This window comes from Sphingomonas hankookensis (assembly GCF_022664465.1).
Classification (GTDB): Bacteria; Pseudomonadota; Alphaproteobacteria; order Sphingomonadales; family Sphingomonadaceae; genus Sphingomonas; species Sphingomonas hankookensis.
The window spans coordinates 1,136,658-1,159,839 of sequence record NZ_JAKREV010000001.1 but is presented as its reverse complement, the minus strand read 5'-3'; the positions used below and the strand labels follow the sequence as shown (position 1 = coordinate 1,159,839).

The following is a 23,182-nucleotide window of genomic DNA, read 5'->3' as shown; positions in this document are numbered from 1 at the left end:
GCTGTTTTGGTTCATTGCTGCGGCTGGCAGCCGAACCGGCAAGGTAGAACAGATATGATTGTGCGGAAGGAAAGAGGCTGCACGCTCTACCGCACAGCCTCTTGACCTGAGAACTCCCATGTGAGGGGCCGCAACCGAATGGTCGCGACCCCCAGAGGGTTTTCCGGGAAGGGAAAATCAGAGCGTCAAACGCGCCGTCAACTGGAACTGACGATCGCTCTTGAAGTACGAGCGCGGCGCTTCCTGGCCGTCGCTGTTCAGCACGAACGTCGTGCGCGTGGTCGCATCGAGCAGGTTCTGCACCTGCAGGCCGATCTTGAACTGCTTGTTGACGGTGTAGAACAGCGATGCGTCGGCCTGTCCGGTCGCCAGTGCATAGACCGGCAGGAACGGGAAGCAGCAGTCGCGGTTGGTCAGCAGATACTTCGAACGCCAGCTATACGCCACGCGGGCATAGACGCCGGCGAGATCGTAGAAGGCCGAGACGTTGAAGTTGTACTTCGACAACTGCGACAGCGGCAGGTTGTCGTACAGACCCGCCACGTCGAGCGGCGGACGGTTGCCGTCCTCGGGCCGGTTGTCCGGCACCGCGTTCGGAATCTTGCCCGCATCGATGTAGGTGAAGGTCGCCTGCGTGCCCAACCCGCGCAGCGCGCCCGGCAGGAAGTCGTAGGTCTGCTGGTACGACAGTTCCGCGCCCTTGATATTGGCGTTGCCGGGCACGTTGACCGGGCCGTTGATCGTTGCCGCAAAGGTCTGGCCGTTGTTCGTGAAGCTGCGGCTATACCCGAAATTGTCGAGGACGATGTTCGACAACTGCTTGTAGAACAGCGCCGCGGTCAGCGATCCCACCTTGGCGAAATACCATTCGGCGGTCACGTCGACCTGCTTCGCGTCGATCGGCTTCAGGAACGGGTTCCGCGCATTCGCGCTGAAGCCGTAGATGCCGGTCGTGTTTGCCGACGACGGGTTGAGCCCGACGAAGTTGCGCAGATCGGTGAAGCCCGGCCGCGAAATCGCCTTCGACGCCGCAAGCCGGAACAGCAGCTGCGAATTCGGCTGGAACTTGATGTTCAGGCTCGGCAGCCATTTGTCGAACGACTGGCTGGCGACGCCGGATTCCGATCCGTTGTTCGAGAAGGCGACGATCGCCGCCTGCTGAGCGGCGGTGAGCGTACAGATCGGGCGGATCGTGTTGTTGTCGTTCGGGCTGGCGCAGAACGCCGCCACGGTCGGGAAACCGCCCAACGTGTTGGCGATGTTCGGGAAGGTGGTCCCACCGAACGACTGGTCCTCGGTATGGACGAAGCGCAGGCCGACGTTACCCGACACATTGCCCTCGCCGCCGCCAAGGCCATCGACGCCGAAGTCGAGGCGTGCATAGCCCGAATAGGTCTTCTCGGTGATGCGATAGACCTCGCTCGGACGGAAATAGCCGTCGACCAGGTTCGTGCCGCGATCCTCGAGCGGGGTATAGCCGCCGCCGCCCTGGGCAGTCGCAGTGCGCAGCAGCGCGGTCAGCGCGTCGTGATCGGTCAGGATGCCGTCCTGGATGCCCCAGGCCGTCGGCGGCTGGACCGCATCGCCACGATAAAAGTCGGCGAAGTTCACCGGCGTCATGCTGTCGCGATACTTGTCGACCGTCGCCAATGCCGAGGTCCAGGTGTCCGACACCGCGCCCCAGTTGTTATAGTCGTTGGCCTTCACCGTCTGGTCACGGGTGGTGTAGCGGCCACCGACGCGCACCTTGCGCAGGAACGAATCGTCCGACACGTCATACTGCGCATCGGCGCGGAACGCCCATTCGTCGCCATCGCTGTGCGTGCGATTGTTCATCGCGTCGCGGATGTACGTGTTGGTCTGGCTGCCGAAATAGTCGCCGACCGACTGGCCGTTCGGCGGGATCAGGTTGATCTGCGGCACGTCGCCGCGCCCGTCGATCGACACGCCGTTGAAGTTCGCCAGTTCGACGACGTCGTCCGAATCGCGCGCCTTCGAATACACATACTGGCCGTCGAAATTCAGGTGGAGCCGCTCGGTCGGGTCCCACTTGACGTTCAGCGACTGGTCCTGCGTGAACCCCTTGGTCTGGAAATAGCGGTTGCCGAGCGTGGTGTACTGGCCGCCGCCCTGCCGGATCAGGGTGCCGTTGGTGAAGATGCCGTCGTCGTCATAGGTCGGCGTGGTGCCGGCCTGCGGGAAGATGGCGTTCGCATCGGCGTAATAGACGTTGGGTTCGACGGTGCGGTCGAGCCAGCTCTGCGACGATTCGGCGCGCAGGAACTGCGCGGTGACCAGCAGGCTGCGCGAGGCGTTCTCATACTGCGCGGCGCCCGAATAGCCGACGCGCTTGCGGTCGAATTCCTGCATGCGCATGCCCGCGCCCAGCGGGACATAGACGAAATCGCGGCCCGACGGCACCGGGTAGCGATCGAACAGCGTCGACTGGTACGGCGTGCCCGCGTTCAGCACGCGGCCTTCGCCGGCGTCCTGCACGCCGTTGCCGTTGCGGTCGTCGTTGTAGCGCGGCAGGAATGCCGAATAGAATACCGAGTCCGACCGGCTGCGCTGGCGGTTGTAACTGCCGCTGGCCATGATGCCGAAGCGGCCGCCGCTGTTCAGGTCCCACTGCTTGGAGAACAGGCCGACGACGGCCGGTTCGCTGCGGCCGTTATAGTCGCCATAGTTCACGCTGCCCGACAGGTAGATCAGCGTTTCCTTGGTATCGAACGGCTTGCGGGTGTTGATGTTCACCGAACCCGAGATGCCGCCTTCGATCATGTCGGCGGTCAGGTTCTTGTACACCTCGACCGATCCGACCAATTCGGTCGGCACGTCGTTGAAGCCGATTTCGCGACCGCCGCTGACGCCGAAGCTGTCGCGGCCGTTAAACTCACCACGGACGTAGGACAGGCCGCGGATGGTGACGCCCGATCCTTCGACCGAGAAGTGCGCGGTGTCGGTCGCGGCGGCGAAGCGGGTGATCGCGACGCCGGGCACGCGCTGCAACGCTTCGTTGACCGAACGGTCGGGAAGCGCGCCGATATCTTCCGCGGTGATCGCGTCGACAACGGTGTCAGCATTGCGCTTGATCGACTGCGCGTTCGCCAGCGATTGACGCAGGCCGGTGACAACGATGTCAGACCCGTCCGACGAATCGGCTGCCGGCGTCTGGATATCCGCTGCCGTGACGTTCGACTGGTCCGGAGCGACCTGGTTGTCGATCGACATGCTGCCCGACACGGGGCGCTTGCCTGCGCTTGCGCCGGCGGGAACCGAACCGTCGGTCTGCGGCGCGGCTTCGGTCTGCGGCTTGGACTGGTCGTCGCGCGATGCGGGGGCGGCCGTCGTCTGCGCCATGGCGCCCGTCGCTGCCAGCTGTACCGCGACCGTCAGCGCCAGCATCGACGCCGTCGCACCCAGCCGCTTGCGCGTCATCGAACCGTCCACGGCACTATGCCCATGGCGTACCAACATCATGCTTCCTCCCCTAATCCCCGTAGGGACTCGATCAACAACCTCGCAATTGCGGGTTATCGTTCGGGTAAATGTCCGCATTCAGCAACACAACGGAAATATGTAAAATCAATTTCCCAATCGTTGATATCGTTGTCAGTGTGGCCTTATGGTGACAGACTGCCCCAAGGGAGAGCCGATGACCGAACGAGCAAACGGCACGGGTGAAAAGGTTCGGGTGGTCGTGGTCGGCGGGGGGACGGCGGGGTGGATGACGGCCGCCGGCCTCGCCGGGCTGCTCCCCGCCGCCTGCACCGTGACGCTGGTCGAATCGGAGGCGATCGGCATCGTCGGGGTGGGCGAAGCGACACTGCCGCACCTGCGCCTGTATCTCGAACGCCTCGGCATCGACGAGGCGGCGTTCATGGCCGCGACCGAGGCGACCTATAAGCTCGGCATCGAGTTTCGCGACTTCGGCCGCGTCGGCGACCGCTATATCCACCCCTTCGGCACCTATGGTCGTCCCTTAAGCGGTGTCGCGTTCCACCATTACTGGCTGCGGCGGGCGCAGGCCGGGGCGGTACCGCCGATCGGCGCCTTTTCTGCCGGGGTGACCGCTGCCGAACAGCGCCGGTTCGAACGGCCGGGCGCCGACCCGAACGATCCGACGACGTCGTTCGGCTATGCCTATCAATTCGACGCGACCCGCTTTGCGCCGTTCATGCGCGACTGGGCGGAGGCGCGCGGCGTGAAGCGGATCGAGGGGCGGATCGTCGCGGTCGAGCGCGAGCGCGACACGGTGCGCGCGGTGACGCTGGACGATGGCAGCCGGATCGAGGGCGACCTGTTTATCGACTGTTCGGGGTTCCGCTCGTTGCTGCTGGGCGATGCGCTGGACGAACCATGGGAGGATTGGTCGCACTGGCTGCCGTGCGACCGCGCGGTGGCGGTACCATGTGCCAGCCCCGACGGACCGACCGAGCCGTTTACCCGCGCGACGGCGATGCCGGCGGGCTGGCGCTGGCGCATCCCGCTGCGCCACCGGGTCGGCAACGGCTATGTCTATGCCAGCGGCCATGCGTCGGACGACGAAGCCGCCGCGGCGTTGCTGGCCGGGCTGGATGGCGCGGCACTGGCCGAACCGCGTTTCCTGCGGTTTCGTGCCGGACGGCGGCGGCGCAGCTGGGCGGGCAATGTCGTGGCAGTCGGGCTGGCATCGGGTTTCCTCGAACCGCTCGAATCGACCAGCATCTACCTGGTGCAGGCGGCGATCACCGCGCTGGTCGAACATTTCCCCGATGGGAGGGTCGCGGCAGTCGATCGCGACGGGTTCAACGCGGCGATCGATGCCGAATATGACCGCATCCGCGACTTTCTGATCCTGCATTACCACGCGACGACGCGCGACGATTCGTCGTTCTGGAACCATGTGCGGACGATGACGATCCCCGACACACTGGCCGACAAGCTGGCGCTGTGGCGCGGCAGCGGGCAGGTGTCGAAATACAGCCACGGCCTGTTCCTCGAACCCAGCTGGGTCGCGGTCTATCTGGGGCAGGGGATCGTACCCACCGGCTGGGACCCGCGCGCCGACGTGCCCGAAGCCGGCGGGCTCGACCGCGCGCTGGGATCGTTGGCGCGGGCGATCGGCGACCGGGTGGCGGCGATGCCGCTGCACGACGCCGCACTGGCGCGGCTGGCATGAACGCGCGCGAAGGCCTGCGGTCGGTCGCGGTGGTCGGCGGCGGACCGGTCGCGCTGGTGAGCGCGGTCGCGCTGAAACAGGCGCTGCCGGGGGCGGACGTAGCGGTAGTGCCGGCGGCGGTGCCCGACGATGCGCTGGCCGACCGGTTTCCGCTGGCGCTGCCGGCGGTGCACGATGTGCTGGCGCGGATCGGGATGCCGCCCGAACTGCTGCTGGCACGCGGCGTCGCGCGCCCAAAGCTGGCGAGCCGGTTCGACGACTGGAGTCGCGACGGAGCGCCATGGATGGTCGGCGACGATGGCGCGGCGACGCTGGCCGAAGGGCGGCTGCCCGCGCTGTGGCTGCGCGCGCGAGACGGGCGGGAGCGGGTGCCGCCGTTCCACGCGCTCAATCCCGGCTGCGTCGCGGCAGCGGCGGGAATCGTCGACCCGCGCGTCGAACCGGCGCTGCACCTCGATCCCGTCCGCCTCGCCCAGGCGCTGGCGTCGATCGCGCGGCAGGGCGGGGTGCGCTTCGTGGACGCGGTGCCCGACGCCGACCTGACGATCGATGCGAGCGGGCGGCGCGAGGGGGAGTGGGAGGATTGGCAGGACGCGCTGCCGTGCGAGCGGGTCGGTTTCGCGCCCGCAGCCAACGACGCCCCGTACGACGCGTATCGCGCGACCGCCCAGGGCTGGACGGCGCACTGGCCCGGCGTAACGGTGACGACGGGACCGGGGATCGCGATCGCCCCCGGTCGTCGGACAACGCCGTTCCACGGCCGTATGCTGGCGATCGGCGACGCGGCCGTCCAGCCGGGGCCGCTCGGTCGCGCAGGGTTCACGCTGGCGCTTGGGCAGCTCGCGCTGCTGCTCGAACTGCTGCCCGCGCGCGATCCCGAACCGTTGCTGCAGGCGGAGTATAACCGGCGTTTCGCCTTGCAGGCCGACCGGATGCGCGACTTCCTCGCGCTGCACTATCATGGCGGCGGGCGGACGCAGGGGCCGTTCTGGCACCGGTTGCGCAGCCTGCCGCGCCCGCCATCGCTCGATCACCTGCTCGCCCAGTTCGCCCGGCGCGGGCAGATCGTGCCCGCCGACGAGGAACTGGTCCACCGCGACGCGTGGGTAGCAGTGCTGCTCGGACAGGGGATGATCCCCGAGCGCCCCGATCCGGTCGCGCTGTCGGTCCCGCCCGAGCGCGCCGCCCGCCTGATCCACGCCCTCGCCGCCCGCATCGCCGCGCTGGAGTATGCCGCATGACCGACCCTCGTATCGCTCATGTCGTCATCGTCGGTGGCGGCACCGCCGGGTGGATGACCGCCGCCGCCGCCGGTCGCTTCCTCGATGACGGACAGCGCCGCATCACGCTGGTCGAATCCGATGCGATCGGCACCGTCGGCGTGGGCGAGGCGACGATCCCCTCGATCCTGAACTTCAACAAGCTGCTCGGCATCGACGAGGCGGAGTTCCTGCGCGAGACCAAGGGCAGCTTCAAGCTCGGCATCGAATTCGCCGGCTGGCACCGCCCCGACAGCGGCTATTTCCATCCCTTCGGCAGCTTCGGGCGAGATATCGAAGGGGTGAATTTCCACCAGCTCTGGCTGAAGCTGCGGGGCCAGGCCGGCATCGGCCCGATCGGCGACTATTCGCCCAGCACCGTCGCCGCGCGCGCCGCCGCGTTCGGGGCGCCGGTCGCTGACCCGCGCTCGCCGCTGTCGGGCATGGCCTATGCCTATCATATCGACGCCACCCTCTATGCCGCGTTCCTGCGCAAGCGGGCCGAAGCGGACGGGGTGGCGCGGGTCGAGGGGCGCATCGTCGCGGTCGATCGCGCCGACAACGGCCATGTGTCGGCGGTCCGGCTGGACGACGGGCGCATGGTCGAAGGCGACCTGTTCATCGACTGCTCCGGCTTTCGCAGCCTGTTGCTGGGCGACGCGATGGGGGTGGGGTTCGAGGACTGGTCGCACTGGCTCCCCTGCGATCGCGCGATCGCGGTGCCGACCGATCGGACCGAACCGGTGCTGCCCTATACCCGCGCCACCGCGCACGTCGCGGGCTGGCAATGGCGCATCCCGCTGCAACACCGCACCGGCAACGGCGTGGTCTATTCGAGCAAGTTCCTCGACGACGATGCGGCAGAGAAACTGCTGCTCTCCCGCCTCGACTCCGCGCCGACCGCAGCGCCCCGCCGCCTGTCGTTCACCGCCGGACAGCGGGAGCGGATGTGGGAAGGCAACGTTATCGCCATCGGCCTGTCGGGCGGGTTCCTCGAACCGCTCGAATCGACCAGCATCCACCTGATCCAGCAGGGTATCTCGAAACTGTTCGCGCTGTTCCCCGACCGTGATTTCTCCGCGGTCGAGCGCGACGAATATAACCGGCAGATGGCGGACAATTACCGATCGATCCGCGACTTCATCATCCTCCACTATCACGCGACCGCGCGCGACGATTCCCCGTTCTGGAACCACGTCCGCACGATGGACGTGCCCGACAGCCTGACGCGCAAGCTGGCGCTGTTCCGCCAGAAGGGCCGCGTCTTCCGCTACGAGGACGAATTGTTCGCCATGCCCAGCTGGGTCGCGGTGCTGCTGGGGCAGGGGGTCGACCCGGTCGGCCACGATCCGGTGGCCGACGCGCTGGACGAGGACCGGCTGGCCGGCGCGCTCAGGCAGATGCGGAGTGCGACGGCGGCGGCGGTTGCTGGCCTGCCGCCGCACGGCGCGGTGCTGGCGCGGTTGGGGTGACCGCCCGCCTCTTCGTCATTCCCGCCTTCGCGGGAATGACGATATGATTGTTTAACCCCCCAGCATCTGCCGCAAATACCCCCTGATCCGCGCATCGCGCTCCGCACCGGGCGGCCCCAGCACCCCGCGCGCCGCTGCCGGCAGATGATCGGCCACCGCCGGCGCATCGTCGCCGAACACATAATGGTCGAACCATGTGCGCAGCGCCGCCCGCTCCGCCGCCGGCCGGTCGCGCACCGCGAGAATGGCATGGACCAGCGCGAGGAACGGCGCATCGGGCGTGCCGCGCGTCCACCAGTAATTGACCAGCACGTTGAGCGCCCCCGACGCCCGGATTTCGTGCCACCACAGGGTCGGGATCAGGATCGCGTCGCCCGGTTCCAGTTCGGCGACCACCGCATGGCGCTGCGCCTCGGCAAAGCGGGGAAAGCGGTTCAGGTCGGGGCGCTCGATATCGACCATCGTCGCCGGCTGCCCCGCCATGGTGACGTCCAGCGGACCGATATACAGGTTGGCGATCTGTTCGGGCGGGAACAGCACGACGCGGCGGCGTCCGGCGACGACGACCGCGACGTTGCTCGCCATGTCGAAATGCGCCGACACCCGGCTGCCATTGCCGATCCACAGCCGCGCGGTCGCATCGCCGGTCGGCAGCGGCAGGACATTGTCGCGCGTCCAGCCGGGGAAATGGTCCTTGGCCGCACTGGCCCCGGCATAGAAGGCGGGCGGGGCGGCTTCGTCCGCCGCCTTTTGCAACGCATCCAGCAGCACCGGCAACGGAATCTGGCCGCGTTCGAAATTGAACCCGGCCATGTCGTCGCGGTAGAAGAAGCGCCCGTCGATCCCCGGCGGCCCGGCGAACAGCCCCAGCGGGCGTCCCCCGTCGAAGCCGCGCAGATAGGCCGCCATCGCGCCATGCCCCTTGCCCGCCGCCGCGACCGCCGGCCAGTCGGCGGCAAGGCCGCGCAACACCACCGGGCGGGCCGCATCGAGCAACGCATCGAACGCCGCCGTGTCACGGGGAACGGGAACTTCGGCCAGCCGGGGGGCTTTGTCGATCCACTCGCCATGCCGTGTCATGCGTCCCCCCTCTTTTCCGCTGGACCCGGCGTGGGTGACAGCTATGCGCGGCAAAAGACACCGTTTTTGTTGGCACCGGACTTCAGGAGACGACGATGCCCCCTTACCTCCTTCGTGCGACGCTGCCGGCGTTGATGACCCTGTCGGCGATCGCATCGGCACAGGAACGCCCGGTCGCCGGGGTCCAGCGCTTGTCCACCGACATGGCGGAGGGCAAGCGCCTGCCGCTGCAGGTCGGCGGGCGCGTCGCGCCGGGGGCGGACGCGGCGACCGGCTATCGCCGGCAATGGCCCGGGACCTATTTCGAAGCGGCATTCCGTGGGCCCGCGGTCGATATGGCGGTGGGGCCGGGCGACGTATCGCTGCGCATCGCTATCGATGGCGCGGCGCCGATCGCGCTGGTCCGGCCCGCGCCCGGCCGCTACCGGCTGACCGCGCCGTCCGCCGGCCGCCACCGGGTCCGCATCGATATCGTCAGCGAATCGCAGGCCGGCCCGACCACGTTCGGCGGGTTGTTCGCGCCGTCCGGCACCACCCCGCTGCCCGCGCCTGCCGGTCGTCGCCAACGGATCGAATTCATCGGCGATTCGCACACCGTCGGCTATGGCAACACCTCGACCACGCGCGACTGCACCGATGCGCAGGTGTGGGAAACGACGAACACGGCGCAGGGCATCGCCGGGCAGCTGTCGCGCCGCTACGATGCCGCCTATCGCGTCAACGCCATTTCGGGCCGCGGCATCGTGCGCAACTATGGCGGCATGCCCGCGACGACCATTCCCGACGCCTATCCGTACGCGCTGTTCGACGGGCATACCCGGGCGAACGACAGCGGGTGGCAGCCGCAGGTGATCGTCATCGCGCTCGGCACCAACGATTTCTCGACCCCGCTCAAGCCCGAGGAACGGTGGAAGACCCGCGACGCGCTGCGCGGCGCGTACGAAGCGGGCTATGTCCGGTTCGTCCAGGACCTGCGCCGCCGCAACCCGCGCGCCTTCTTCGTCCTGTGGGCGACCGATCTGGCCGATGGTGAGATCGCGCGCGAAGTGGCGAAGGTCGGCGACACGCTGCGCGCGGGCGGCGAAACGCGCCTGGCGGTGGTGCCGGTGACCGGGCTGGCCTTTGCCGGCTGCCACTTCCACCCGAACGTCGCCGACGATGGCAAGATCGCCGCCGCGATCGCTCAGGCGATCGATGCGCGGAAGGATGTCTGGGGGCGGTGATCGCGGTCCGCCGGCGTTGCCGTACCCCCGCGAAGGCGGGGGTCCAGGGCCAGGTATAACAACGGCTTGTGGGTGCCACTCTGGACCCCCGCCTGCGCGGGGGTACGTCGGATAGACAGTCGGGCAGGGTCTTGAGCCCGGCCCGGACCCGAGCCTACGGGTTCAACCGCACCATCGCCACGCCATGCGGCGCGACCTCCGCCGAATAACGCTGCGACAACCGCCCCAGATCCTTGTGCGCCCACAGGTCGCGGCCTTTCAGGCGGATGTTGGCGGGCAGGCCCAGCATGGTCCAGTCCGCCGTAATCCGCGCTGGTGCCTCGCCGCGGTTCCATAGCAGCAGCGTGCGGCCGCCATCGGCCATCTGTTTGACCCACACCTCGCTGGTGCCGTCGCGCGCGACGCGGTGGCCTTGTTGGCCGAGGCGGTCCTGATCGACCGCGATCACCTCGCGGTTGAGCAGGATGTCGCGCGTCGCCTGGTTCATGGTGGCGACGTCGTTGCCTGCGATCAGCGGCGCGGCCATCAGCGCCCAGAGCGAGAAATGCGCGCGATATTCGGTGTCGGTCAGCCCGCCATTGCCAACTTCGAGCATATCGGGGTCGTTCCAGTGCCCCGGCCCGGCATAGGGCCATAGCGGTTCGTTCATGTCGACGATCGACGCCACGCCCCAGCTGTAACCATGCTTGCCGGTCCATTTGTCGGTGATGTCGCCGGTGGTGCGCCACATATTGCCGATCTTCGACGCCCACAGCCACGGCTTCGAATTGCCCCATTCGCACATCGAGAACAGGATCGGTCGCCCGCTGGCCTTCAGCGCGTCGGCCATGGTGGCATAGGCCTCCTCGGCATTGCGGACGCCGGTCGAGCACCAGTCGTATTTCAGGTAATCGACGCCCCAGCGGGCGTACTGGATCGCGTCCTGATATTCATGGCCCTGGCTGCCCGGACGTCCGCCGCAGGTCTTGGTGCCGGCATCCGAATAGATGCCGAACTTCAATCCCTTGCTGTGGATATAGTCGCCCAGCGCCTTCAACCCGCCGGGGAAGCGTTGGCGGTCTTCGGTAATGAAGCCGTTCGCATCGCGCGCGCCGTGCCAGCAATCGTCGATCACGACATATTCGTAACCGGCTTCTTTCATGCCGTTCGACGCGATCGCATCGGCGGTGGCGCGGATCACCTGCTCGTTCACCTTGCACGCGAACTTGTTCCAGCTGTTCCACCCCATCGGCGGCGTCTGCGCCAGCCCATTGGGTGTGCGCTTGGGGTCCTTCGACGGGGCCAGCGTGTTGGGATCGGTGTCGAGCACCTCCTGCGCCACCACCGGCTGGACCGCCGCCAGCGCCGCGATCAGCATCGCCGCAACCCGTGAACCCCTCACGCCCATCACGCTCTCCCCGCCCGCCGGATGTGGATATCCGATCGATAATGCAATTTATCATATTAATTGACCGGGGCGAGGTCAATCGTCGTGCGGCACCTTCGCCAACTTCCGGCCTATTCCGGCGGCTCGACCCCGAACAACCGGTCGACCAGCCCCTGCACCACTGGCACGACCAGCAACGATGCGGGCAACGCGGTCGCGAACCCGACCGGCGCACCCTGTACGAACGCGTCCCAGAACCCTGCCGGCCCGACCCGCACCAGCGCGCTAACCGCCCCGATCAGCGACGAAAAGATGAGCGCGTTGATCGCCGACGACGTCAGCCGATAGCGAAAGCGCGACCGGACCTTCACCGTTTCCTGCGCGCGGGTTTGCTGCGAATCGTGATTCATCGCGTCCAAGCGGACGACTTAGGGCGAGGTTCCGTGCGATTGCCCGCTGACAGCCGCGCGCCGCTATGCCAGAAGCAATAATATTACGCGGGAATGAGTCGGCGACAGACCGGCCCGGCCGCACCGACAGGAGAGTATATGCGGGTCATCGATCATGTGATCGCAGGCGACAGCCAGCCCATGGACGGCGCGACGGGCGCGGTGTTCGATCCCAATCGCGGCGAGGTGCAGGCGCATGTCCGCCTCGGCACTGCCGCCGATCTCGACCGCGCGGTCGCGGCGGCACAGGCGGCGCAGCCCGGCTGGGCGGCGACCAATCCGCAGAAGCGGGCGCGCGTGCTGTTCGCCTTCAAGCAGCTGGTCGAAGCGAACATGCAGCAACTCGCCGAACTGCTGTCGAGCGAGCATGGCAAGGTGATCGCCGATGCGAAGGGCGATATCCAGCGCGGCCTCGACGTCATCGAATTCGCCTGCGGCGTGCCGCATCTGCTGAAGGGCGATTACACGCAGGGCGCCGGGCCGGGGATCGACGTCTATTCGATGCGCCTGCCCGTCGGCATCGGCGCGGGGATCACCCCGTTCAACTTCCCGGCGATGATCCCGATGTGGATGTTCGGCGTCGCCATCGCCTGTGGCAACGCCTTCATCCTGAAGCCCAGCGAGCGCGATCCGTCGGTGCCGGTGCGTCTGGCCGAACTGATGCTGGAGGCCGGCGCGCCGGAAGGTATTCTGCAGGTCGTGCATGGCGACAAGACGGTGGTCGACGCGATCCTCGATCATCCGGCGATCGGTGCGGTCAGCTTCGTCGGCTCGTCCGACATCGCCCATTATGTCTACAAGCGCGGCGTCGCGGCGGGCAAGCGCGTGCAGGCGATGGGTGGTGCCAAGAACCACGGCATCGTCATGCCCGACGCCGATCTCGATCAGGTCGTCGCTGATCTGGCCGGCGCGGCGTTCGGCTCTGCGGGCGAGCGCTGCATGGCGCTGCCGGTGGTGGTGCCGGTCGGCGACAAGACCGCCATGGCCCTCCGCGAAAAGCTGATCCCTGCCATCGCCGCGCTGCGCGTGGGCGTCTCGACCGATGCCGACGCCCATTACGGCCCGGTGGTGAACGCCCAGCACAAGGCGCGGGTCGAGGGCTGGATCGCCAAGGGCGTCGAGGAAGGCGCCGAGCTGGTCGTCGACGGGCGCGGGTTCAGCCTGCAGGGGCATGAGCGCGGCTTTTTCATCGGCCCGACGCTGTTCGACCATGTGACGCCGCAGATGGAATCATACCGCGAGGAAATTTTCGGCCCCGTGTTGCAGATTGTCCGCGCGCCCGATTTCGAAACCGCCGTCCGCCTGCCGAGCGAGCATCAATACGGCAATGGCGTCGCGATCTTCACCCGCAACGGCCATGCCGCGCGGGAATTTGCGGCTCGCGTGAATGTCGGCATGGTCGGCATCAACGTGCCGATCCCGGTGCCGGTCGCCTATCACAGCTTCGGCGGGTGGAAGCGGTCGGCGTTCGGCGACGTGAACCAGCATGGCGAAGAGGGCGTGCGCTTCTGGACCAAGGTCAAGACGATCACCCAGCGCTGGCCCGACGGATCGGCGATGGGCGGTCAGGCCGAGGATGGCGCCGCGGCGCGGACGCAGGATGCGTTCGTCATTCCGACGATGGGGTGACGCGATGAAGCGGTGGTTGGTGGCGATCGTCGCGGCGTGCGTTGCCGCGCTGCCGGCGATGGCACAGAAGCGCATCGCGTTGACCTTCGACGATGTGCCGCGGGCGCGGGGGCCGTTCCTGACGCCCGACGAACGCACCGCACGGATCATCGCGGGGCTGCGCAAGGCAAAGGTGCCCCAGGCGGCGTTCTTCGTCGTGCCGGGCAACCTGTCCGATCCCGATGGCGCGGGCGGCGAACGACGGATCGCGGCCTATGTCGCGGCGGGGCATGTCATCGCCAACCACAGCTTCAGCCATCCCGCGCTCAAATCGATGACCGCCGCCGCCTATCTGGCCGATATCGACCGGGCGGGGGCGTGGCTGAAAGGGCGACAGGGGCTGCCGCCGTGGTTCCGCTTTCCGTATCTGGACGAGGGCGGCAGCGACAAGGGCAAGCGCGATGCCGTGCGCGCCGGGCTGGCGACCCGGGGCCTGTCCAACGGCTATGTGACCGTCGACGGATCGGACTGGAATATCAAGAGCCTTACCGCCGACGCGCGCAAGGCGGGCAAGCGGGTCGATATGGATGCGCTGCGCGACCTCTATGTCGAGACGCATGTCGAGTCCGCCGAGTTCGCCGATGGCCTCGCGCGCAAGGCGCTGGGGCGGCAACCGGTGCAGGTGATGCTGCTCCACGAAACCGACCTCGCCGCCTATTGGATCGCCGATCTCGTCGCGGGATTGCGCCGAAAGGGGTGGGAGATCGTCGGCGCCGATATCGCCTATCGCGATCCGATCGCGAAGCTGCACCCCGACGTGCCGTCGGCGCAGGGCACGCTGCTGGAGGCGATCGCGTGGGAGAAGGGGCTGCCGGCGCCGCGCTGGTACGATCGCAACACGCTGTCGATCGCGACGCCGCTGTACCGGCGCCGCGTGTTGCACGAGGGGCAATGATGGCGCGTAGGCACACCGCCTCCGCCTCGCCCTACGAAGCCGCGATCGGCTTTGCGCGCGCTGTGCGAGTGGGCGACCGCATCCTCGTGTCGGGGACCGCGCCGGTCGAGCCGGACGGCAGCAGCACGCCGGGCGACGCGGCGGCGCAGGCCGAGCGCAGCTTCGCGATCATCGCGCAGGCGATCGAGCAATTGGGCGGGCGGATCGACGATGTCGTCCGCACCCGCATGTACCTGACCGACCCGGCCGATGCCGATGCGGTAGGCCGGGTCCATGGAAAGATTTTCGGCAACGTGCGGCCCGCCGCGACGATGCTGGTGGTGGCAGCGCTTCTCCGCCCCGAATGGCGGGTGGAGATCGAGGCCGAAGCGATAGTGGAGAGTGAAGCGTGAACCCCTTCGACCTGACCGACGACCAGCGTGAGATCCAGGAACTGGCCCGCCGGTTCACTGCCGACGCGATCACGCCCCATGCCGCCGAGTGGGACGAGCAGCACATCTTCCCGCGCGACACGATCAAGCAGGCGGCCGAGTTGGGCTTCGCCGCGATCTACGTGTCGGAGGAGGCGGGCGGGATCGGGCTCGGGCGGATGGAATCGGCGCTGATCATGGAGGCGATGGCCTATGGCTGTCCGTCGACTAGCGCGTTCATCTCGATCCACAACATGGCGGCGTGGATGCTCGATGCATTCGGGTCGGCGGAGTTGAAGGCGCGCTTCCTCCCCGACCTCGTCACGATGGACAAGCTGGCCAGCTATTGCCTGACCGAACCGTCGTCGGGATCGGACGCCGCGGCGCTCAAGACCAAGGCGGTCAAGGACGGCGACGATTATATCGTGACCGGCACCAAGCAGTTCATCTCGGGTGCGGGCGACAACGACGTCTATCTGGTGATGGTCCGCACTGGTGGCGAGGGGCCGAAGGGTATCTCCTGCTTGGTTGTCGAGAAGGACATGCCCGGTGTGTCGTTCGGCGCGAACGAGCGCAAGCTCGGCTGGCATTCACAGCCCACGCGGGCGGTCATTCTCGATCAGGTCCGCGTACCGGCCGCCAATCTGGTCGGTGCGGAGGGCCAGGGCTTCTCGATCGCGATGCAGGGGCTCGACGGCGGGCGGCTCAACATCGGCGCCTGTTCGCTCGGCGGGGCGCAGCGCTGCCTCGACGAAGCGATCGCCTATACCAAGGCGCGGCAGCAGTTCGGCAAGCCCATCGCCGATTTCCAGAACACGCAGTTCACGCTGGCCGACATGGCGACCGAGCTGGAGGCGGCGCGGGCGCTGCTCTACACCGCCGCCGCGAAGGTGACGGCGGGCGCCCCCGACAAGACGCGCTTTGCCGCGATGGCGAAACGCTTCGCCACCGATACGGGATCGAAGGTGGTCGATCAGGCGCTGCAGCTCCATGGAGGCTATGGCTATCTCATGGACTATCCGATCGAACGCTTCTGGCGCGACCTGCGCGTCCATTCGATCCTCGAGGGCACGAACCAGGTGATGCGGATGATCGTCGGGCGGGACCTGCTGAAATGAGTGACGTGCTGACGTCGGTTCACCACCATATCGGCCGCATCCGCCTTAACCGGCCCAAGGCGCTTCACGCCCTGAACCACGCGATGTGCGATGCCATGTTGACGGCGCTGGAGGACTGGCGCGACGATCCGGCGGTACAGGCGGTGTTGATCGACCATGCCGAGGGCCGCGGTTTCTGCGCAGGTGGCGATATCCGCATGATCGCCGACAGCAGCGCCACCGACGGGGCCGACGCCCGCGCGTTCTTTGCGACCGAATACCGGCTCAACCACCGCCTGTTCACCTATGCCAAGCCGACCATCGCCGTCATGGACGGCGTGACGATGGGCGGCGGCGTCGGCATTTCGCAGCCGTGCAAGGTCCGCATCGCGACTGAGAACAGCCGCTTCGCCATGCCCGAGACCGCGATCGGCCTGTTCCCCGATGTTGGCGGTGGCTGGTATCTGTCGCGCCTGCCCGGTCGCATCGGCCAGTATCTGGCGCTCACCGGTGCGCGGCTCGACGGGACGGAGATGCTGGCCCTCGGCCTCGCGACGCATCTGGTGAAGGCGCAGGCGCTGGACGAGATCAAGCACGCGATCGCCGCCGATCCATCGGCGATCGAGACGATCCTGTCGGAGCATGCGACCGCGCCCGGCGACGCGGCGATCCTGACACAGCGCGAGGCGATCGACCGGTTGTTCGCCAGCGACGATTTCGAGGAAATCCTGTCCGCGCTGGAGGCCGACGGCTCGGAGTGGGCGAGCACGCAGCTGGCGACGCTGCGTCAGCGCTCGCCGCTGTCGTGCAAGGTGTCGCTGAAGCTGCTGCTCGACGGCGCGACCATGCCGACCTTCGAGGACGAGATGCGACAGGAATATGCCGTCGTCACCCGCATCGTCCAGCGTCCCGATATCGTCGAGGGCGTGCGCGCGGTGATCGTCGACAAGGATCACGCGCCCAAATGGGACCCGGCGACGCCCGAGGGGGTGAGCGACCACATGATCGACCGTATCTTCGCGCCGCTGGATGCGGGCGAAGAATGGCAGCCGCATTGATTGGGGAACAGCATGTCCGAGTATCAAACCATCCTCGTCGAGCGCCGCGATGCGGTGACGCTGGTCACGCTGAACCGGCCGCAGGCGCTGAACGCGCTCAACGCCCAAATCCTGTCCGAACTGCTCGACGCGATGCGCGCGTTCGACGCCGATCCGTCGCAGGGATGCGCGGTCATCACCGGATCGGCCAAGGCGTTCGCCGCTGGCGCCGATATCAAGGAAATGCAGGAAATGGACTTCGCCGCCATGTACGGCGACGACCATTTCAGCGGCTGGGACGCGTTCACCCGCACGCGTAAGCCGATCATCGCGGCGGTGGCCGGCTTTGCGCTGGGCGGCGGGTGCGAACTGGCGATGATGTGCGACTTCATCCTTGCCGCCGACACCGCTAAATTCGGCCAGCCCGAGATCAAGCTCGCCGTGACGCCGGGCATGGGCGGGTCGCAGCGCCTCGCCCGTGCGGTCGGTAAGGCGAAGGCGATGGAAATGTGCCTGACCGGCCGGATGATCGGCGCGGAAGAAGCGGAGCGCTGCGGTCTGGTCGCGCGGATCGTGCCGGCCGACGATCTGGTCGAGGACGCAGTGAAGACCGCCGCGACCATTGCCGCGATGGCGCCGCTGGCCGTCCGGGCGAACAAGGAAATGGTCAACGCCGCGTTCGACACGACCCTGTCGCAAGGCGTGCAGTTCGAACGCCGCTTGTTCCACGGGCTGTTCGGCACGGCGGACCAGAAGGAAGGCATGACTGCCTTCGTCGAAAAGCGCCCTGGCAACTGGACCGGGCGGTAGGAGAGTTTCGCATGGCACGGATCGGTTTCATCGGCCTCGGCAATATGGGCGGCGGCATGGCGGCCAATCTGGCGAAGGCGGGACATGACGTCCGCGCATTCGACCTGTCGGCCGAGGCGTTGGCCCGGGCGAAGGCGGCGGGGTGCTTGGCCGTAGCCGATGCGGGCGAGGTGGCGGCGGGCGCGCAGGCGGTGGTGACGATGCTGCCCGCCGGCACCCATGTCGCGCAGATCTATTCCGACGCGCTGTTCGACGCGGTCGATACCGGCGCGGTGCTGATCGATTGTTCGACGATCGACGTCGATACCGCCCGCCGCGTCGCCGAAGCGGCGCGGGCGAAGGGGTTGCACGCGGTCGATGCGCCGGTATCGGGCGGGATCGCCGCGGCCAATGCCGGCGCGCTGACCTTCATGGTCGGCGGCAGCGACATCGCGTTCGCCAAGGCCGCGCCGTTCCTGTCCGACATGGGCAAGGCGGTGATCCATGCCGGGGCCAGCGGCGCGGGGCAGGCGGCCAAGATGTGCAACAACATGCTGCTCGGCGCATCGATGATCGCGACGTGCGAAGCGTTCGCGCTGGCGGAGAAGCTGGGGCTGGATGCGCAGACCTTTTACGACATTTCGTCGGTCAGTTCGGGCCAGTGCTGGTCGATGACCAGCTATTGCCCGGTTGCGGGCGTCGGTCCCGAAACCCCGGCCGATCGTGGCTTCCAGGGCGGGTTCGCCGCCGCGTTGATGCTGAAGGACCTGCGCCTCGCAATGCAGGCCGCAGCGGGGGCCGGTGCCGACACGCCGATGGGCGCGCGCGCCGCTGACCTCTATGCGCGGTTCGTCGAGGACGGCAATGCCGCCATCGATTTCTCCGGCATCATCCAGACGCTGCGCTGACGCAGGCGCTTGACGGACCCCGCCCGATCCGCTTGGAACGCGGCGTGCTCCACGCGGACGTGGCGAAATCGGTAGACGCAGCGGACTTAAAATCCGCTTCCCATCGGGAGTGCGGGTTCAAGTCCCGCCGTCCGTACCAGCCACTGGCCCGACCCCCGGCTTTCGTGGCAAGGGAAGGCATGGCGCGTCTCCTGATCCTTGCTCCCTTGCTGCTGGCGCTCGGCGCGTGTGATCGGGGGGCGGATGAGCGGCCGGTGGTCGTCGATGCGGTCGAGCAGGGCGCGCGGGGCGATGTCGAGCGGGTGTTGTTGCGCAGCGCGCTGGCGCAGGGGCTGGTGCGGTTCGATGCGGCGGGGCAGGTCGAACCGGGGCTCGCCGAACGCTGGAACATGGTCGATGATGGGCGCAGCTATATCTTTCGGCTGGGCGATGCGACGTGGAGCGACGGGCGGCCGGTCACCGCCGAACAGGTGGTGGCGGCGCTGCGCCGCGCGGTCCGGGTCGAGGCGGGGCATCGGCTGACGCCGTTCCTGCGCTCGATCGACGAGATCGTGGCGATGACGCCGCAGGTGATCGAGGTGCGGCTGAAGCGGCCCAACACCGAATTGCTGACCCTGCTGGCCCAGCCCGAGCTGGCGGTGATCCGCGGGCCGCAGGGGACCGGGCCGCTGCGACGGTTGCAGGGGCGCGGCATCCGGCTGCGCGCGCCGGTCGATCCCGAAGCGCCGCCGCCGGTGGCCGCCGACGAGGTCCGGCTGCGCGGCAGTCGCGCCGCGCTGGCGGTGGTGCGCTTTGCCGAGAAGCGCAGCGACCTGGTGTTGAACGGCGATTTCGCCGACTGGCCGCTGGTCGCCGCCGCCAATCTGCGGCCGGCGGATATCCGCGTCGATCCGGCGCGCGGGCTGTTCGGCTTTGCCTTCGTCACGCGCGACGGCTTTCTGGCGACGCCGTTCGGGCGGGCGGCGGTGGGCATGGTGCTGCAGAGCGCGAACCTGCCCGGCGGGATCGACCCGGGCTGGGGCGCGGCGGACACGGTGCTGCCCGAACGGCTCGATTCGCTGGCCGACCCGGCGCTGCCGCCGTGGCGCAACCTGACCGAGGACCAGCGCTGGGCGACCGCACGGGCACAGGTCGCGGCATATGGTCGGCCGATGCGGCTGCGCGTGGCATTGCCCGACGGGCCGGGGGCGACCTTGCTCTGGGGGCGGGTCGCGGCGGCGCTGGCACGGATCGGGATTGCGGGCCAGCGGGTGCCGGCCGATGCACGCGCCGACCTCCGCCTAATCGACCGGGTTGCGCCCTATGACAGCGCGCGCTGGTATCTGGCGAGTGCGTGCCGCAGTTGTTCGATGGAGGCGATGACCCTGATCGCCGCCGCGCGGGACGCCGACAATCTGCCCGAACGGGCACAGCGGCTGGCGACGGCGGATGCGGCGCTGGCGGCGGACGTCGCGTTCGTGTCCGTAGCGCGGCCATGGCGCTGGTCGCTGGTGGCGCCGCGGCTGCGCGCGTTCCAGACCAATGCGCGTGCGGTGCATCCGTTGAACCATCTGCGCGCCGACACCAGATAGGGTGCATGGCAAAGCCGACCCGCATCTCCCCCGAATTGTTCGAGCAGATCGCCGGACATCTCGACCGTGATCCCGCCGCCGTGCGCCGCCGCGTGGTGGCGATCGAGCGGCTGATGGAGCGGTCGCTGACCATTCCGGGCACGAAGCATCCGGTGGGCCTCGACTTTCTGCTGAACTTCATCCCCGTGGTCGGTAGCTTCATCGGCGCGGCGATGGGCAGCTACATGCTGTGGGAAGCGCGCAACCTAGGTATGTCGCGGTGGCAGATGGCGCGGATGGCGGGTAATGTCGGCACCGATTGGGCGCTGGGGCTGATCCCGATCGTCGGCGCGGTGCCCGACTTCTTCTTTCGGTCGAACACCCGCAACCTGCGCATCATCCGCAAGCATCTCGACCGCCACCATCCCGCGACGGCGACGGTCGAGGGCTGATTACCCTGCCTGACGTCCGCCGCGCCAGATTTTCACGCGGGTGTTGGGCGTCACGCCGCCCTGATGCGCCGGGCAGGCGGTGTAACGACGCCGTATGTCGAGGCACAGCCAGACCTCGTCTAGCCAGCCGCGCGCGTTGGTGGTGACGCGCATCGACCGCGGCGTCATGCCGGGGTTCAGGCGGGCGATCGCGGTGGCGAGCTGTCCGGCGGTCAGGTTCGGTCGCCGCGACAGCGCCATCGTGTCGGGAAAGCGCAACCGCTGGAACAGGGTGCGCGATTCGTCGAAATAGGCGGCGGGCGATACGCCCATGCAGGTGCCGTGCTTGGCATATTCGTGCTGGAGCAGCTGGGCCGAGGGGGTGACGCACAGGTTCTTCTTGATCACCGCGTCGGGCAGGATCGGCGTCGAGGTGCAATATTGCGGCCAGTCCTTGCCGGTCCCGTCGGGCCACAGGCCGTGGAGGGTGAAGCCGAAGCGGTTGCCGCCGCCGCATTGGAAGGCGTTGCGCGCATCGTCGCGGCGCGTGCGGCAATATTCGGGGCTCCACGTGATCGCCAGCGTATAGCTGCCGATCGGGAGGACGCGGCGCGGTTGCTGTGCGCTGGGCAGATCGGGGCGCGGGCGCTCGACCTGCGCCGGGGCGGCACATTGCAGCGCCTGCGCATGCACCGCGACCGGCGCCAACAGCGTGGCGAGGGTGAGGACGATCCGCTTCACGCTTCGTCCTCCAGCGCGGCGGGGGCGAACCACGCGGCGGCGTCGGGACGGAACAGGAAGAAGACTGCCGCCGCCTGCAACGCGACCGCGACGATGCGGACGATACCGCCGGTGTCGAGGATCACCGCGCCGGTGGAGAAGCCGACCGCCAGGCTGCCGATCGCGAAGACGGTGAATACGACGAGGATCCATTTGGCGACGGTGCTGGCCCGTTGCGCGATGAAGAACCACAGCAGCAGCGCGATGACCACGCCGACGACGATCATGCCGCCCGCCGCCACCGCCGCGCTCGATCCCAGCGCCGCGGTATCGGGGTTTTCGGCCAGCCGTGCCATGGTGACCGGCCATTCGAGAATGTTGCCGATCAGCCCGACGGCGATCGAGGCGAGATAGAGCCGGTCGAACCGGACGATCGAAGACGGACGCATCGCGTTTCCCCCCAAGTTGCGCTGTCGGTGGTTATGCCGCCGGACGGGCGTCGTCGAGCGTGAAATCCAGCCCGATATCGGCAGCCGGCGCCGATTGGGTCAGGCGCCCGACGCTGACATAATCGACGCCGGTGTCGGCGATGGCGCGGATCGTGTCGAGCCGGACCCCGCCCGACGCCTCCGCCGGCACGCGCCCGGCGATCGTCGCGACCGCTTCGCGCAGTGTCGGCGGGCTCATGTTGTCGAGTAGCAGGTGGGTGGCACCGGCGGCCAGCGCCGGTTCGATCTGGTCCAGCGAATCGACCTCGACGATGATCCGTTCAATGCCCGCCGCCTTGGCGCGGGCGGTGGCTTCGCCGACCGATCCGGCGACGGCGACGTGGTTGTCCTTGATCATCGCCGCGTCCCACAACCCCATGCGGTGGTTGGTCGCGCCGCCCATGCGCGTCGCGTATTTTTCGAGGATGCGCAGGCCGGGGATCGTCTTGCGCGTGTCGAGCAGCGTCGCGCCGGTCCCGGCGATCGCTGCGACATAAGTGGCGGTCAGCGTAGCGATGCCCGACAGGTGCTGGACGGTGTTGAGCGCGGAGCGTTCGGCGGTCAGCAGCGCGCGGGCATTGCCGCGCAGCCGTAGCAGCGCGGTGCCGGCCGGTACCGCATCGCCATCGGCGACCAGCGGTTCGATGACGGCGCTAGGATCGAGATGGCGGAAAAAGGCGGCGGCGATGTCGAGGCCCGCCACGGTGATCGCATCGCGGCTGTCCATCACGCCGGCGAACACGGCGTCGGCGGGAATGACCGCGGCGGCGGTGATGTCGCCGGCGTCCCCCATATCCTCGGCAAGGGTGGCGGCGATGAAGGCGGCAAGGTCGAAACCGGGGATCATGGGCTAAGGTCCGCGCTGGGAAGGGGCGTTCGCTATAGAGCCGGGCAAGGGTAGGTGACAGGCCGTTTTGCGGGCGGTTCGCGGGCCAAAGTTCACTAAGTTCACACTAGTGGCGTTTGTTGCGCGGTTGGTGTGGCGGTGGCGGTCCGGGTGGGTCGTTAAGAGGGTGACCCGGTGACGATGGCAGGTGGTTGTCGTGTAGGAAAGATGGGGCGATGTCGCCGTCATATCGGCGGCTGCGGAATGATCGACGGTCAATCCGATCGTACCCCCGCGCAGGCGGGGGGGCCAGAGCCACACACGCTGTCCTTCCGTTACCCTGGACCCCCGCC

General features: G+C 67.9%; 20 protein-coding genes and 1 tRNA gene. 14 read left to right on the top strand and 7 right to left on the bottom strand.

Going from position 1 to position 23,182, the window contains the following annotated elements; genetic code table 11:
• Positions 1-177: 177 nt before the first annotated feature.
• Positions 178-3,480 (bottom strand): TonB-dependent receptor, encoded by a 3,303-nt coding sequence (locus MF610_RS05395; protein ID WP_242193501.1) that lies wholly within the window; start codon positions 3,478-3,480, stop codon positions 178-180.
• 175 nt (positions 3,481-3,655) lie between these two features.
• On the opposite strand from MF610_RS05395, the gene MF610_RS05390 reads away from it, so the two are divergent.
• Genes MF610_RS05390 through MF610_RS05380 form a run of 3 tightly spaced genes read left to right on the top strand, consistent with a single transcriptional unit; the run spans position 3,656 to position 7,892 of the window.
• A complete protein-coding gene (locus MF610_RS05390; RefSeq protein WP_242193498.1) occupies positions 3,656-5,161 on the top strand; it encodes a tryptophan halogenase family protein in 1,506 nt (501 codons plus the stop codon).
• Positions 5,158-6,402, top strand: a complete 1,245-nt coding sequence (locus MF610_RS05385; protein ID WP_242193496.1) for a tryptophan 7-halogenase — start codon at positions 5,158-5,160, stop codon at positions 6,400-6,402. Before MF610_RS05390 ends, MF610_RS05385 begins: the two co-directional genes overlap by 4 nt.
• On the top strand, positions 6,399-7,892 hold the full coding sequence (locus MF610_RS05380) for a tryptophan halogenase family protein (protein WP_242193495.1): 1,494 nt from the start codon (positions 6,399-6,401) through the stop codon (positions 7,890-7,892). Before MF610_RS05385 ends, MF610_RS05380 begins: the two co-directional genes overlap by 4 nt.
• Positions 7,893-7,943: 51 nt before the next feature.
• Here MF610_RS05380 and MF610_RS05375 read toward each other — a convergent pair whose 3' ends face one another.
• The gene (locus MF610_RS05375) at positions 7,944-8,972 is read right to left on the bottom strand and encodes a cupin-like domain-containing protein (protein ID WP_242193493.1); all 1,029 of its coding nucleotides are present in this window, start codon (positions 8,970-8,972) and stop codon (positions 7,944-7,946) included.
• 95 nt (positions 8,973-9,067) lie between these two features.
• Here MF610_RS05375 and MF610_RS05370 point away from each other — a divergent pair, with 95 nt between their 5' ends.
• A complete protein-coding gene (locus MF610_RS05370; protein WP_242193492.1) occupies positions 9,068-10,195 on the top strand; it encodes an SGNH/GDSL hydrolase family protein in 1,128 nt (375 codons plus the stop codon).
• A 154-nt stretch (positions 10,196-10,349) separates the two neighbouring features.
• On the opposite strand, the gene MF610_RS05365 is transcribed toward MF610_RS05370, so the two are convergent.
• Positions 10,350-11,582 carry a glycoside hydrolase family 27 protein gene (locus MF610_RS05365; protein ID WP_277923842.1) on the bottom strand — a complete coding sequence of 411 codons (1,233 nt, stop codon included), beginning with the start codon at positions 11,580-11,582 and terminating at the stop codon, positions 10,350-10,352.
• A gap of 110 nt (positions 11,583-11,692) precedes the next feature.
• Complete coding sequence (locus MF610_RS05355; protein WP_242193618.1) at positions 11,693-11,971, bottom strand: DUF2798 domain-containing protein; 279 nt, start codon at positions 11,969-11,971, stop codon at positions 11,693-11,695.
• 138 nt (positions 11,972-12,109) lie between these two features.
• On the opposite strand from MF610_RS05355, the gene MF610_RS05350 reads away from it, so the two are divergent.
• The 10 genes from MF610_RS05350 to MF610_RS05305 all read left to right on the top strand — a co-directional run bounded on the left by MF610_RS05350 (position 12,110) and on the right by MF610_RS05305 (position 20,816).
• Positions 12,110-13,639 carry a CoA-acylating methylmalonate-semialdehyde dehydrogenase gene (locus MF610_RS05350; protein WP_242193490.1) on the top strand — a complete coding sequence of 510 codons (1,530 nt, stop codon included), beginning with the start codon at positions 12,110-12,112 and terminating at the stop codon, positions 13,637-13,639.
• A 4-nt stretch (positions 13,640-13,643) separates the two neighbouring features.
• Positions 13,644-14,573, top strand: a complete 930-nt coding sequence (locus tag MF610_RS05345; RefSeq protein WP_242193485.1) for a polysaccharide deacetylase family protein — start codon at positions 13,644-13,646, stop codon at positions 14,571-14,573.
• Positions 14,573-14,965, top strand: coding sequence for a RidA family protein (locus MF610_RS05340; RefSeq protein ID WP_242193482.1), 393 nt, complete (start codon positions 14,573-14,575; stop codon positions 14,963-14,965). Before MF610_RS05345 ends, MF610_RS05340 begins: the two co-directional genes overlap by 1 nt.
• Positions 14,962-16,101: an acyl-CoA dehydrogenase family protein gene (locus MF610_RS05335; RefSeq protein ID WP_242193481.1), complete on the top strand. Its 1,140-nt coding sequence runs from the start codon at positions 14,962-14,964 to the stop codon at positions 16,099-16,101. The genes MF610_RS05340 and MF610_RS05335 overlap by 4 nt, the downstream gene beginning before the upstream one ends.
• Positions 16,098-17,138, top strand: a complete 1,041-nt coding sequence (locus tag MF610_RS05330; RefSeq protein ID WP_242193476.1) for an enoyl-CoA hydratase/isomerase family protein — start codon at positions 16,098-16,100, stop codon at positions 17,136-17,138. The genes MF610_RS05335 and MF610_RS05330 overlap by 4 nt, the downstream gene beginning before the upstream one ends.
• A gap of 12 nt (positions 17,139-17,150) precedes the next feature.
• A complete protein-coding gene (locus tag MF610_RS05325) occupies positions 17,151-17,927 on the top strand; it encodes an enoyl-CoA hydratase (RefSeq protein ID WP_242193474.1) in 777 nt (258 codons plus the stop codon).
• A gap of 11 nt (positions 17,928-17,938) precedes the next feature.
• Positions 17,939-18,814 carry a 3-hydroxyisobutyrate dehydrogenase gene (gene mmsB / locus MF610_RS05320; RefSeq protein WP_242193472.1) on the top strand — a complete coding sequence of 292 codons (876 nt, stop codon included), beginning with the start codon at positions 17,939-17,941 and terminating at the stop codon, positions 18,812-18,814.
• 53 nt (positions 18,815-18,867) lie between these two features.
• Positions 18,868-18,953: transfer RNA gene (locus MF610_RS05315), tRNA-Leu, on the top strand.
• Between the two features lie 40 nt (positions 18,954-18,993).
• Positions 18,994-20,385, top strand: coding sequence for an ABC transporter substrate-binding protein (locus MF610_RS05310; protein WP_242193469.1), 1,392 nt, complete (start codon positions 18,994-18,996; stop codon positions 20,383-20,385).
• A gap of 5 nt (positions 20,386-20,390) precedes the next feature.
• Positions 20,391-20,816 (top strand): DUF4112 domain-containing protein, encoded by a 426-nt coding sequence (locus MF610_RS05305; protein ID WP_242193468.1) that lies wholly within the window; start codon positions 20,391-20,393, stop codon positions 20,814-20,816.
• Here the strand turns inward: MF610_RS05305 and MF610_RS05300 are convergent, their stop codons facing one another.
• The 3 genes from MF610_RS05300 to nadC are packed head-to-tail and all read right to left on the bottom strand — an operon-like array spanning position 20,817 to position 22,850.
• Entirely contained in the window at positions 20,817-21,536 is a 720-nt protein-coding gene (locus MF610_RS05300) for a ribonuclease T2 family protein (RefSeq protein WP_242193467.1), read from the bottom strand.
• Positions 21,533-21,964: a hypothetical protein gene (locus MF610_RS05295; RefSeq protein WP_242193465.1), complete on the bottom strand. Its 432-nt coding sequence runs from the start codon at positions 21,962-21,964 to the stop codon at positions 21,533-21,535. Before MF610_RS05295 ends, MF610_RS05300 begins: the two co-directional genes overlap by 4 nt.
• Positions 21,965-21,995: 31 nt before the next feature.
• Positions 21,996-22,850 (bottom strand): carboxylating nicotinate-nucleotide diphosphorylase, encoded by an 855-nt coding sequence (nadC, locus tag MF610_RS05290; protein ID WP_242193463.1) that lies wholly within the window; start codon positions 22,848-22,850, stop codon positions 21,996-21,998.
• Positions 22,851-23,182: the final 332 nt, after the last annotated feature.

Excerpts from the sequence above, each read along its gene's own strand:
- MF610_RS05395 (WP_242193501.1), bottom strand. The coding sequence starts at position 3,480 with ATGATGTTGGTACGCCATGGGCATAGTGCCGTGGACGGTTCGATGACG.
- MF610_RS05390 (WP_242193498.1), top strand. The coding sequence starts at position 3,656 with ATGACCGAACGAGCAAACGGCACGGGTGAAAAGGTTCGGGTGGTCGTG.
- MF610_RS05385 (WP_242193496.1), top strand. The coding sequence starts at position 5,158 with ATGAACGCGCGCGAAGGCCTGCGGTCGGTCGCGGTGGTCGGCGGCGGA.
- MF610_RS05380 (WP_242193495.1), top strand. The coding sequence starts at position 6,399 with ATGACCGACCCTCGTATCGCTCATGTCGTCATCGTCGGTGGCGGCACC.
- MF610_RS05375 (WP_242193493.1), bottom strand. The coding sequence starts at position 8,972 with ATGACACGGCATGGCGAGTGGATCGACAAAGCCCCCCGGCTGGCCGAA.
- MF610_RS05370 (WP_242193492.1), top strand. The coding sequence starts at position 9,068 with ATGCCCCCTTACCTCCTTCGTGCGACGCTGCCGGCGTTGATGACCCTG.
- MF610_RS05365 (WP_277923842.1), bottom strand. The coding sequence starts at position 11,582 with ATGGGCGTGAGGGGTTCACGGGTTGCGGCGATGCTGATCGCGGCGCTG.
- MF610_RS05355 (WP_242193618.1), bottom strand. The coding sequence starts at position 11,971 with ATGAATCACGATTCGCAGCAAACCCGCGCGCAGGAAACGGTGAAGGTC.
- MF610_RS05350 (WP_242193490.1), top strand. The coding sequence starts at position 12,110 with ATGCGGGTCATCGATCATGTGATCGCAGGCGACAGCCAGCCCATGGAC.
- MF610_RS05345 (WP_242193485.1), top strand. The coding sequence starts at position 13,644 with ATGAAGCGGTGGTTGGTGGCGATCGTCGCGGCGTGCGTTGCCGCGCTG.
- MF610_RS05340 (WP_242193482.1), top strand. The coding sequence starts at position 14,573 with ATGGCGCGTAGGCACACCGCCTCCGCCTCGCCCTACGAAGCCGCGATC.
- MF610_RS05330 (WP_242193476.1), top strand. The coding sequence starts at position 16,098 with ATGAGTGACGTGCTGACGTCGGTTCACCACCATATCGGCCGCATCCGC.
- MF610_RS05325 (WP_242193474.1), top strand. The coding sequence starts at position 17,151 with ATGTCCGAGTATCAAACCATCCTCGTCGAGCGCCGCGATGCGGTGACG.
- mmsB (WP_242193472.1), top strand. The coding sequence starts at position 17,939 with ATGGCACGGATCGGTTTCATCGGCCTCGGCAATATGGGCGGCGGCATG.
- MF610_RS05310 (WP_242193469.1), top strand. The coding sequence starts at position 18,994 with ATGGCGCGTCTCCTGATCCTTGCTCCCTTGCTGCTGGCGCTCGGCGCG.
- MF610_RS05305 (WP_242193468.1), top strand. The coding sequence starts at position 20,391 with ATGGCAAAGCCGACCCGCATCTCCCCCGAATTGTTCGAGCAGATCGCC.
- MF610_RS05295 (WP_242193465.1), bottom strand. The coding sequence starts at position 21,964 with ATGCGTCCGTCTTCGATCGTCCGGTTCGACCGGCTCTATCTCGCCTCG.
- nadC (WP_242193463.1), bottom strand. The coding sequence starts at position 22,850 with ATGATCCCCGGTTTCGACCTTGCCGCCTTCATCGCCGCCACCCTTGCC.